This is a genomic window from Tumidithrix elongata BACA0141 (genome assembly GCF_036349135.1).
GTDB lineage: Bacteria > Cyanobacteriota > Cyanobacteriia > Pseudanabaenales > Pseudanabaenaceae > Tumidithrix > Tumidithrix elongata.
On the sequence record NZ_JAZBJZ010000001.1, the window covers coordinates 1 to 10,795 of the forward strand.

Genomic DNA, 10,795 nt, shown 5'->3' on the forward strand with positions numbered 1-10,795 from the left:
TGCAGAACTGATCCCACAGACTAACGCTTTCGCGTCTTTGTACTGTAGTGGTCATGTTGAATGATTCCTAATGAATTAAGTATTTATCTGGGCTTTTACCCTACCTACTAAGGTAGAGGATCTAAGGATTTTTGTAAATACATCCAATCAATCTATCTCTATCGGTCGATCCCCATCCGATTTGTCAAGTAGGGTAAATATATCAATAAAAATTTAAAGCCTGCGGAGATCGCGTTTAGAAATGCCCTAGCATCTTGACTTCAGTTTCTAGATCTACCGACCATTGCTGCTTTACCTTGGCTTTGACGTATTGAATTAATTGAAAAATATCATTGGCTGTAGCACCACCGCGATTAAGGATGAAATTGGCATGGAGTTGCGCCACTTGAGCGTTACCAATTTGATATCCCTTTAAACCCGCTTGCTCGATCAGTCTTGCCGCTGCATGGGGATAGGGATTTCGAAACACGCTGCCGCAACTCGGTAAGTTATAAGGTTGGGTTGTATGCCTATATTTAAGGTGGTCAGAGGTTACTGCTGTAACTTTTTCAGGATCGTAGCCAGGGGTAAGTTGAATCGTTGCCCCAGTGACAATTCGCATGATTTTACCCGCGATCGCATCTTGGTCGCTGTATTGCAATGACGAACTACGGTAGCTAAAGTTCAAATCATCGGGGGTGAGTTGCTCGATCTGCCCAGTCGTATCAACCGTCTCGGTGCCGATCACGCAGTCCGCTGCACAGCCACCCTGTGCCCCGGCATTCATAATCACTAAACCGCCCACCGTACCGGGAATGCCCACTGCCCACTCAAAACCTGCCCAGCCCTTTGCTGCCGCCTGCCAAGCCAGCCTTGCGACGGGTTCACCCGCCGCAGCGGTTAATTTCCCAGTTTCCTCGTCAAGCTCAAATCCTCTCAGGTAGCGCGTGCAAATCACTAAACCGGGTAAGCCGCGATCGCTGATCAAGAGGTTACTACCCGCACCAATCAGCGTAATGGGCAAATTCTTTTCCCTTGCCCAGACCAAACTTGCTGCCAGTTCCGCTGTGTTACGAGGTGAGATAAACCATTCGGCGGAACCACCGACGCGCATCGATGTCAGACTGGCTAGGGTTACATCGGCTGAGATTTTAAGATCGGTTGGCAAATCGGTAATCATACCCAGGGCTAAATTGATGGATTGGAGATAGGTTTGGGTGTTTTATTTTGAGGGACAGTAAGCCGCCATTGCTTGAATTGTGGGGGCAATGATTTGGTTGAGATTGCCTGCGCCCAGAAAAATTGCCAGATCGCCTGCTTTTAGATTTTTGACTAAAAAAGATTGGACTGCACTCAGGGAATCTTGATAATGCACATCAGGATGAAAAGTCGCGATCGCATCGGCTACTTCTCGCCCCGTGATATTGGTTTCATTGCGCTCGCCCGCCGCATAAATATCCGTGACGATAACGCGATCGGCATCCCCAAATGCCTGACTAAACTCAGTTAAAAACCTCGTGGTGCGGCTATAACGGTGCGGTTGAAAAATAGCTATAACCTTGCTTTGACTCTGCCGCTTTGCCGAAGCTAGCGTGGCAAGAATTTCACTGGGATGGTGCGCGTAGTCATCCACAAAGATAATGCCATCCTGTCTGCCTTTTACCTCAAACCGACGATTTGCCCCAATAAACTCTGGCAGTGCTGCCTCTATATCTGCCCACTCAATACCGACATAACGCGCCACCGCGATCGCGGCGAGGGCATTACTCAAATTATGCTGACCTAAAATTTGTAGCGAAATCTGACCGAGAGGCTTGCCTTTTTCTAAGACAACGGCTTTGGTATTGCCAGCTAGGTATTCCACCTCTGTCACCGTATAGTCTGCCTTTGGATCGGACAGGCTATAGGTAATATCCGATTGAATGTGCGATCGCACGTTGGGACAATCAAGACAACCGACTACAACCTGACATCGTTGGGCGAATTCTTGAAAAATCGCAATCACCTGCTCGACACTATCGTAATGATCGGGATGGTCGAGTTCGATATTTGTGATCACACCAACATGGGGCGCGAACTTAACCAGTGAGCCATCGGACTCATCGGCTTCAGCAACCAGATAGGCTCCCAGTCCTAGTCGGGCATTGCCTTGCCAAGCACCCACTTCTCCACCCACGATGATGGTTGGGTCGAGGTTGGCTTTTAAAAATAGATAGCTAACCAAACTGCTGGTCGTGGTTTTACCATGCGTGCCAGCGACAGCAATACTTTTATATCGACCGATCAGAGCAGCTAGTAAGTCCGAGCGATGTAAAATCGGCAATCCTAGCAAGGTCGCTGCTTGAAACTCAGGATTTTGCTGGCCGATCGCCGTCGAGCAAACCACTTGAGGCGGGTGTTTGGGATCGATGTTTTGAGCGTGATGTCCCTGAAAAATATTTACGCCTAGTTCCTGTAATTGTGCCGTGACTCGATTTGTATTTAAGTCTGATCCAGATACTGAAAAACCCTGTTTCACTAAGATATGAGCGATCGCAGACATCCCGATGCCACCAATACCAATAAAGTGAAACGGTCTACCGCTGAAATCAACTGGACTCAGCATTTATACTCCTCGTACACCAACAACGTGCTACATCATAACAAGAATTTTTACATACAGCCATTTTGCGGTTGATTTCACCCGCAGTGAGACGATGAATCAGTAAAAGCCTAGCGATAACAACCTAGACCATCAAAGCTTCTAAGCCTTTGGGATTAACAATGCAGAGTACATCCCGATGGGGATCGCGTTGAATTAAATTTTTGCGCTCTAGCTTTCCCAAAACCCTTGTGACGGTTTCTCTAGCTAGACCACTGAGGCTACTCAGCTCTCGATGGGGCAAGTTCGGGATTTCTAAAAAACCTGCGCTATCTCTAATGCCTTGACCTTCAGCCAGAAAGAGTAAGACATCGGCAACCCGTGAGGTACTGTCGGCTTCCCGCAACCGCAGACGACGATTTACCTGTCTCAGCCGTTTTGCCATTAACCGAGCCAGATGGATCCCTGCGATCGGTTCTGTCTCGATCAGACGCACAAAGTCAGAAGCAGGCAAACTACCAATCGTGGAGGGCGTTAGTGTGATTACATCTGTAGAACGGGGCACTTGATCGAGAGGAGCCATCTCACCAAACATTTCACCAAATCCCAGAATATTGAGGGTAACCTCTTTGCCATCAAGGTTATAGGTGCGAATTTTAACCCAACCACTCAAAATGAAATAGACGGAGTTGCCCCAATCATTTTCTAAGAGAATTACCTGATCGGCGGGATGAGATCTTGCCACCATTTGAGCTGTAGCACGGGCTGAAGCTGCCTCTGGTAAACCTAAAAAGAAAGGTGCAGAAAGAAGTTTTTGCTGAGAATCAGGAAAATCGGGCATACTAGCTACTGATTAAATTGTGCAATCTTGCCGCTAAGGCTTTAATGATGCCTGTAGAGTGAACTTCATCTGTAGGAATTACAGATGCCTCAATATCTGCCACATCATCGGCGGGTAAGTTCAACATCCGTACAAGCCTTTGGTATGCCGCAGCTTCGTCTAGATTAACTCTAGGTTCGTCAGGACGACGGCGACTTGCCTGAATGACCTGATAAGCAAGTCGAAGCACTAGTTTACGATCTTCGACTCGTTTAATTTGAGGAATTATTTCCTCTAAGGGCAGGTTTTGATCGAAATATTCTCGCAAACTTTGTTTTAAGGTGGGCTTTTCAGCCTCTGATTTCGCAAATAAAACCACAAACTCATCTAACATGAGTCTAATTTCATCAGGTTCTAACTGTCCATCTGCCCAAGCCATTGCTGCCACGGCACGGAGGATATCCATCTGGCGAGGGTTAATCGGAGGGGGTAATGGTTGGGTTGGCATAATACAGCTTTAACTCCTTAGAACCTGCAACTAAGTGAAATCATAAGCTAAACCGAGGTTGAAGATTCATTAAAGAATCTCTAACTTAAACAAAATATGTAATGTAGTCTACATCGAACAGGTTAGCTATTTTGTGTCAGCTTTTGCTGTAAAAGTGCTAGGTTTGCTGCATCTAGATTGATTTTCACATCTAGCCTTTGGCGATCGTCTCGGAATAAAATCACGGCATTACCATTCGGTGCGGTCACACAACCAAATTGAGGATTGTTTAGCTCGATCGCTTGGTAGACAATTTTCGGTAGGGTCAGCCGAATTTGATAGTTATTGCCTGACGCAGGAAATACATCTAGCTGTTGGTTAAATAGATCGAGCTCGAGTTTCGAGACAGTAATGTTACGTTCCTCTTCAGCCGTGGGCTTACGCCAGTAAAGCGTGATCCCTCGCAGTTGTGGTGTCTGGATCGCAAAGGTTTCATCAAATTTTTGCTGATCCCAACTAATGTCTTGGGGATTACTACTTGCAGGAATTGGACGTTGTTTCCAGATAATTTCTTGCCCTGCTAAATCTGACCACCACTGAGCAATGCGTGCCAGATTGGTTTCAGTGTCGGGGGAAGTACTACCAAGTGCCCAAGTAATGACTGACTCCATAGGAACAAAATAAAAACTAAGTTTACTAAATTCATTTTGCGTAGAGAATAGAGAGCATAGCAGATCTCAATGTTGCATGAAGAGGGGTATATCACATGTTTGGTATTGGCTGGCCAGAAGTTGCAGTGATTTCAGTGGTGGCGATCGCCATTTTTGGGGCGAAGAAATTACCAGAGCTTGGGCAAAGCTTAGGAAAAACCGTACAGGGGTTTCGAGAAGAGTTTAAGCAAAGCTCCGATAAAAAAGTAGAAACAGTTGAGCCATTAACGCGTTCTGCGGATGCGCTTAAGTCTGCTGCGTTGAAAGAGGATGTGGAGTAGCTAATGAGCTGACATATTGTTGAATTGGATCGTACTGACTGCCGCAAATTGTAAATGTCATCTGACGGCAGCTTTGCGGTTCGAGATCGATTTCAACATCTGTTTTAGCATCTTCCTCAGAATTGGTTAAGCTTGCTGGCTTTGTCTGGGGAACTGTCGCAGGCTCGATCGCTAGCTCAATTTTTATATAATGTTTGGGTAATTGGGGGAGTCGATTTGACCATTCGATCGCCACCACACCCAAGGGAAAATCATGACCGCGCCAATATTCTTGGAGGTGGAGATGGTGAATTTGTTCGCCCTCAAGACGGTAGAGATCGATATGATAAAGGGGGATACGCCCGCAGTCATATTCGTCGATGAGCGTGAATGTGGGGCTAGTAATCGGTATTTGAATGCCTAAACCTTTGCCTAGTGCCTGAACAAAAGTGGTTTTCCCGCTACCGAGATTGCCTTCTAGCAATAGGATTGTGCCAGGCTGGAGTAAGTTGGCAAGTTGCTGGGCGATCGCTTGGGTGGTTGCTAAGCGATCGATTTGAACTGTTTGGGGTGGGTTAAGTCGATCTGATGGTTTAGTCATACGGTAAGGTGGCAAAATAAGCAGGGGCAGAATAATTTACAAGTAGCTTTTTTGCCATTTTCTGAATTTTAGCTTTTTGCTTAGTTCTTTCACGTAGCTTTCTACCCTTGTCATGCTTATCTTGTCGCATTTAACGTACTTCTGTTTATGACATCTGCTCAAGCCCTCACACATCTCGACTCAACTGGTACTGCTCACATGGTTGATGTCTCTGACAAACCGCAAACCCTAAGACGCGCGATCGCGGTGTGTGAAATTTCTATGAAGACCACAACCCTCGATGCCATTCAGGCAGGAGATGTCAAAAAAGGGGACGTCTTAGGTACGGCGAGACTAGCAGGGATCATGGCTGCCAAGCATACTGCCACCTTAATTCCTCTCTGTCATCCTCTCCCCCTTACGGGCATTGATGTTCGCATTCTTTTAGATGAAAATATCCCAGGGTATCAAATTGAAGCAGAGGTAACGACCAAAGCGGAGACAGGGGTAGAAATGGAAGCGTTCACGGCTGCGACCGTTGCGGCTCTGACGATCTACGATATGGCAAAAGCGCTAGAAAAAACGATGGTGATTTCTAATGTCAGGCTCATCCATAAAAGTGGCGGCAAATCTGGAGATTTTGATTTTCAATGATTTTCAATCAGGACTTCTGGCTTTGACGCAAAAACGATGGGGTGCGGTTTCGCAGTTCGCCGCGATCGCTACGAACTAGTGGGCTACGGGAGCTTTGGCTCCAGATCTAGGCTTGCTTAAAAATAGAATCAAAGGCAGAGAACAGAGGAATACAATTCCCACAAAGTGAAAAATGTCAGCATAGGATAGAACGGCAGCTTGCTGATTGACTAGGTTCTCAAGACTTGCAAGGGCTTGCTGGTGAGCAGTGGTTGCATCTGAGCCACCCTGTTGGAATACGCCAGTGAGTAGGTCGAGGCGTTCGTTGGTCTCTAGGTTGTAAGGGCTAAGCTTAGCGAGCAATACTGATTTATGGAAAGCTTCCCGCTGGGCTAGTAGCGTTGTAAGGATGGCGATGCCGATACTCCCCCCAAGCTGACGCGTCAAATTGTAAAAGCCCGATCCCGATGAAACGGCTTCCTTGGGCAGCGAACCTAGGGTAGCTAAACTTAGGGGTAAAAACATCAGTACGGTCGTAGCGCCGCGCCAAATTAAAGGCATAAATAATTCTTCGGTTCCCGTTTGAGGCGTAATCGTTGCCAGTTGATTCATAACTAAAGTCGTTCCGATCGCCCCACTGGCAATTAATAGTCTCGGATCGATTTTGTTGGATAGCTTACCGAGGAGAATCATCACAGTTGCTGAGGCTAGCGCTCCTGGAGCCAAGAGCAAGCCCGTCTGGGTTGCAGTGAATCCCAGTACGCTCTGCGTAAACAGCGGTACGGCAAAGAGAGCCCCATAGAGACCCATGCCTAAAATGCCTGAGTAAAGACTGCCCGCAGCTAAGGAACGGTGACGTAATATCCGCAGATCGACTGCGGGTGCTTTGGTGGTCAATTCTCGCCAGATAAAGAGTGCCAGTCCTCCAACAGCAAACACTGCTAAGGTCACGATAAAACGCGATGAGAACCAATCGTCTTTTTCGCCTTCTTCTAAAAAAGTTTGCAGGCTTCCAACGGCAACCACTAAAAGACCAATTCCCCACCAGTCAACTTTTTGCTTAACCTGCTCTTTCTTACTGCGATTCTTGGGTAAAAATAACAATGCCATCGCGACTGCCAGAATACCAATGGGTAAATTGATAAAGAAGATCCAACGCCAACCCAAACCATCGGTTAAATATCCGCCTAGGGTAGGACCGATCGCAGGTCCTGCAATTACGCCAACGCCGAATACTGCCTGGGCTAAACCTTGTTCGGAGGGTGGGAAGGTTTCAAATAGGATGGCTTGGGCTTTTGCTAGCAGTCCTCCACCGCAAAGTCCTTGCAGAATTCGGCAGATGACGAGCATGGGGAGATTGACCGCAAAGCCACATAAAACCGATGCGATCGTAAATCCCACCATCGAGAAAACGAAGTAGGTCTTTTTGCCAAAGTAATCGCCTAGCCAAGCGGATAGGGGAATGAGAACGACGTTTGCGATCGCATATCCCGTAATCACCCAGCCAATCTCGCTGATGGTTGCCCCTAAACTAGATTGCATATCTTTGAGGGCAACATTGACAATACTGGTATCGATCACTTCGAGAATGGCACCGAGAGAAACGGTGAAAGCGATCGCCCACTTCAAAGGACCTTGGATGTATCCATTCTGGTCATCTGCCGGACGTTTAGCCGCTTTGCCAGACAACCGCTTAGAGTTTATAGCCATAGTCAATCGATAGGATTCTTAAGAGTAGGCGCAAGAATGGGGTTGACGCATTTAGCGATCGGTTTTCGTCGTATCCGCTGAAGTTTCAGCATCTACCGTGACCTTAACGCTCAGTCCTGCTCGCAATTTGTGTTGGGGATCGGCATCAGGGCGGAAGGCTAAACGCACAGGGAGCCACTGTATGACTTTGTTATAGTTGCCCGTAGCATTATCTGGAGGGAGTAAAGCAAAGCTAGCCCCCGTTGCAGGACTGATGCCAGCCACAGTCGCCCGAAATACTTCACCAGGATAGGCATCCACTTCGATTTCTGCGGTTTGACCCAGCCGTAAGTGTTGCAGTGCCGTCTCTTTAAAGTTCGCTTCCACATACACCTGCTCGGTTTGTAGCGGTACTACAGACATGAGGGCTTGCCCAGGCTGAACCTTTTGACCGACTTGAGCGGTCAGCTTTCCGACATAACCACTTACAGGCGCTTTAATGATGGTGTATTCCAATTGCTGCTGTGCTAGAGCAATATCAGCATTTGCCTGTGCTACTTGAGCTTGGGCTATCTGCTTTTGGTCTTGCTGTACGACCACATTCTGCCCTGCGACATCGGTCTCTGCGGCTTGTCCCTTCGTAACTTCTGCTTCTGCCTCTGCTTTTTGAAGTTGGGCTTGCGCGTTGCTTCTTTCCGCTTGAGCCTGCTCGACGATGCGATTGGCAGCCGCGAGATTTGCCCGAGCATTCTCATAGGCAGCCTTCACAGATTCGGTTTGTTGTGCTGAGACCGCACCTCCTTGGTAGAGATCTGTATATCGACGAAAATCCGCTTGCGCTTTGTTGACCTCCGTCTGGGCTTGGGCTACTTTTGCTTGGTTTGCTGCGATCGCAGCTTCTGCCTGATTTACATTTGCTTGGGCGGCACGAATAGAAGACTGACTGACAACCAGTTGTGCTTGTGCTTGCTGCACCTGCGTTGAATGGGTCTGACTCGTTAGCTGTACTGTATCTATTGCGCTTTGTACCTGTGCTTTGGCAGCTTGTAACTTGGCTTGTGCCTGCTGCAAATTTAAAGTTAAATCCTGATTTTCTAAGATAATCATCGGCTGTCCAGCTTTGACATAGTCACCGTCCTTGACCAAAACTTGCTGAACTGTCGCAGAGATTTTGCAGGAAATCGGCGAAAGATGACCTTGGATTTGGGCATTCTCAGTAATGATATGGGTTTGCTGAAATTGCCACCACCGCCATCCCCCAATGGAACTAATGCCAAGGGCGATCGCGCCAGCTATCCAAAATAAATTACGCCTATTTAGGAAACGAGACTTAGAATGAGTCGTATCATCAGCATCTCGATCTTTCTCTGCGTCTGAAGTAATGTCTGGCAGTACTTCGCTTTGGGGAATGGCTGTTTCTACTTCCGTGAGTTCAGAAGTCTTTTGATTTTTTGAGATTAGAAGTCGATCTGGCTTAGCTTCAATGTCTAAGTCAGGAGCCTGAGTCCGTTTCATTTTCTCTTTCCTACCTGAGATGGTTTGTCTGCGAATGAATGATTGTGTAAGGGATAATAAAGATGCTTTTATGGGAACTGCTTAGGTTGTGCTTTGAGAAGAACATGGATCTGAGTTCGCTACGCAGGGACTAATTCCACCTACGAATAAATCGACACAACCCTCAATATAGCGATCGCGACTATAGCCCCGTGGAATCGGAGAAATGTGCTGGCGCAGCATTCCTGAGAGCAGCATTCCAGTAAACGCATCGATCGCAAGGGCAAGGTCTAGATCGGAACGAACGCTGCCTTTCTCTACACCATTCCTTAGGTAAGCAATCAGCTTTTCGCGCAGGGGCATCATGGCTTCCTGCGTCACTCGCAGTGCCTCTTCAGGATGGCGTTTGGCTTCTCCAATAAACATTCTGACTAGGGCTTCGTGCTGTTCGAGGTGGTTACTGTAAATCTGGGCGTAGTGTAAAAGATCGAGGCGCAAGTCCTGCGTCCATTCGTCTTGATTGTTCAGAGCTTCTGCTTGTAATGCGGTAATGTACTCCACTACAGCTTTCAGCAATAGTTCTTTGCTCTGGAAATGACGGAATATGGTTAATTCGTTCACACCAGCCTGACGCGCAATCTCGCGGGTAGTTGCTCCAGCTATTCCTTCTGTGGCAAATACCTCTACGGCTGTTTTTAACACGCGATCGCGTGTCTTGGCAGGACTGTGTTTGGAACTATTCATTGCTTAGTATGTAAGTAACTACTTACATTATTGTAACTTACAATCCTGCTGTCAACCTATCTACAGGGATAGACCCTAATTAGGTGTTTGTGTTGGGGAATTGCCGATCGGGGTTGCACTGGGTTCCTGCAAAAATTCCTCAAACAGTTGATTGAGTAGAATTTGTTTGGTTTGCTCGTCAAATTGTGCAGGCAGAAATTTCTCTAGACGCAAAATTACAAACCATTCCTCTAACAGAAATGGAGGATGAACTTGTTGCGGACGGCTGTTACGGAGTTTCTCTGCCATAAGTGGATGCAGCTTACTGAGCGGTATAGGCCCAATCATCCCTCCTGTTTGGGTTTCTACCCCTTGCGAGTAGAGCGATGCAAGTTCGTGAAAGGATTGCTCTCCTGCTTGAATGCGAAAGAAGAGTTCTTGCAAAAGCTCGGGATTTTTGTGGCGAATCAAGGAGTAGACAGCTCGATCTAGGGTAGCTCTTCGATTCAAAAAGGTTGATTCTAGGCGATTTCCCCATGTTTGCTGCTTAAATTTTTCGACTTTAAATTCGCGCAGGGCGATCGCCTGGAGCAGTTGATCCGTGAGGTTGTAAATGCGACAATAATTCTGTAAGGCTTCCTGTGTCGTTAATTGATAGCGCTGCTGAAACTGTTGTAAGGCTAGGTTAATTTCTTCTGGACTGAGACTTAGGTTGGCGATCGCGCGATCGATGGCAGATTCTCGCTTAAAGGTAGGCAGCAAGCGATAAATCGCTAACTGCCCGAGAAATATGTCTGATTGTCCTGCGCTATTGTCTTGGGGCATCATGGGCTAAGAGA

Annotated in this window: 12 protein-coding genes; 2 read left to right on the forward strand and 10 right to left on the reverse strand. The window is 47.2% G+C overall.

What is annotated here, in order from left to right; translation table 11 throughout:
* Positions 1 to 235 precede the first annotated feature (235 nt).
* The 5 genes from murB to V2H45_RS00025 form a co-directional block, all read right to left on the reverse strand.
* Complete coding sequence (murB, locus tag V2H45_RS00005; RefSeq protein ID WP_330481541.1) at positions 236 to 1,159, reverse strand: UDP-N-acetylmuramate dehydrogenase; 924 nt, start codon at positions 1,157 to 1,159, stop codon at positions 236 to 238.
* A 42-nt stretch (positions 1,160 to 1,201) separates the two neighbouring features.
* Positions 1,202 to 2,584: a UDP-N-acetylmuramate--L-alanine ligase gene (gene murC, locus V2H45_RS00010; protein WP_330481542.1), complete on the reverse strand. Its 1,383-nt coding sequence runs from the start codon at positions 2,582 to 2,584 to the stop codon at positions 1,202 to 1,204.
* A gap of 121 nt (positions 2,585 to 2,705) precedes the next feature.
* Entirely contained in the window at positions 2,706 to 3,401 is a 696-nt protein-coding gene (locus V2H45_RS00015; RefSeq protein ID WP_330481543.1) for a Crp/Fnr family transcriptional regulator, read from the reverse strand.
* Position 3,402: 1 nt separating this feature from the next.
* A complete protein-coding gene (locus V2H45_RS00020) occupies positions 3,403 to 3,888 on the reverse strand; it encodes a tellurite resistance TerB family protein (RefSeq protein ID WP_330481544.1) in 486 nt (161 codons plus the stop codon).
* Between the two features lie 122 nt (positions 3,889 to 4,010).
* Positions 4,011 to 4,538 carry a hypothetical protein gene (locus V2H45_RS00025; RefSeq protein WP_330481545.1) on the reverse strand — a complete coding sequence of 176 codons (528 nt, stop codon included), beginning with the start codon at positions 4,536 to 4,538 and terminating at the stop codon, positions 4,011 to 4,013.
* Between the two features lie 95 nt (positions 4,539 to 4,633).
* Between V2H45_RS00025 and tatA the strand changes: the two genes are divergently transcribed.
* Entirely contained in the window at positions 4,634 to 4,858 is a 225-nt protein-coding gene (gene tatA, locus V2H45_RS00030; RefSeq protein ID WP_330481546.1) for a twin-arginine translocase TatA/TatE family subunit, read from the forward strand.
* Here the strand turns inward: tatA and tsaE are convergent.
* Positions 4,824 to 5,438: a tRNA (adenosine(37)-N6)-threonylcarbamoyltransferase complex ATPase subunit type 1 TsaE gene (gene tsaE, locus V2H45_RS00035; protein ID WP_330481547.1), complete on the reverse strand. Its 615-nt coding sequence runs from the start codon at positions 5,436 to 5,438 to the stop codon at positions 4,824 to 4,826. The genes tatA and tsaE overlap by 35 nt on opposite strands.
* A 147-nt stretch (positions 5,439 to 5,585) precedes the next feature.
* On the opposite strand from tsaE, the gene moaC reads away from it, so the two are divergent.
* Positions 5,586 to 6,071: a cyclic pyranopterin monophosphate synthase MoaC gene (gene moaC / locus V2H45_RS00040; protein ID WP_330481548.1), complete on the forward strand. Its 486-nt coding sequence runs from the start codon at positions 5,586 to 5,588 to the stop codon at positions 6,069 to 6,071.
* Positions 6,072 to 6,146: 75 nt separating this feature from the next.
* Here moaC and V2H45_RS00045 read toward each other — a convergent pair whose 3' ends face one another.
* The 4 genes from V2H45_RS00045 to V2H45_RS00060 form a co-directional block, all read right to left on the reverse strand.
* A complete protein-coding gene (locus V2H45_RS00045) occupies positions 6,147 to 7,760 on the reverse strand; it encodes a DHA2 family efflux MFS transporter permease subunit (RefSeq protein ID WP_330481549.1) in 1,614 nt (537 codons plus the stop codon).
* A gap of 51 nt (positions 7,761 to 7,811) precedes the next feature.
* Positions 7,812 to 9,254 carry an HlyD family secretion protein gene (locus V2H45_RS00050; RefSeq protein WP_330481550.1) on the reverse strand — a complete coding sequence of 481 codons (1,443 nt, stop codon included), beginning with the start codon at positions 9,252 to 9,254 and terminating at the stop codon, positions 7,812 to 7,814.
* An 81-nt stretch (positions 9,255 to 9,335) separates the two neighbouring features.
* Positions 9,336 to 9,977 (reverse strand): TetR/AcrR family transcriptional regulator, encoded by a 642-nt coding sequence (locus V2H45_RS00055; RefSeq protein WP_330481551.1) that lies wholly within the window; start codon positions 9,975 to 9,977, stop codon positions 9,336 to 9,338.
* Positions 9,978 to 10,052: 75 nt separating this feature from the next.
* The gene (locus tag V2H45_RS00060) at positions 10,053 to 10,784 is read right to left on the reverse strand and encodes a peptidylprolyl isomerase (protein WP_330481552.1); all 732 of its coding nucleotides are present in this window, start codon (positions 10,782 to 10,784) and stop codon (positions 10,053 to 10,055) included.
* Positions 10,785 to 10,795 lie beyond the last annotated feature (11 nt).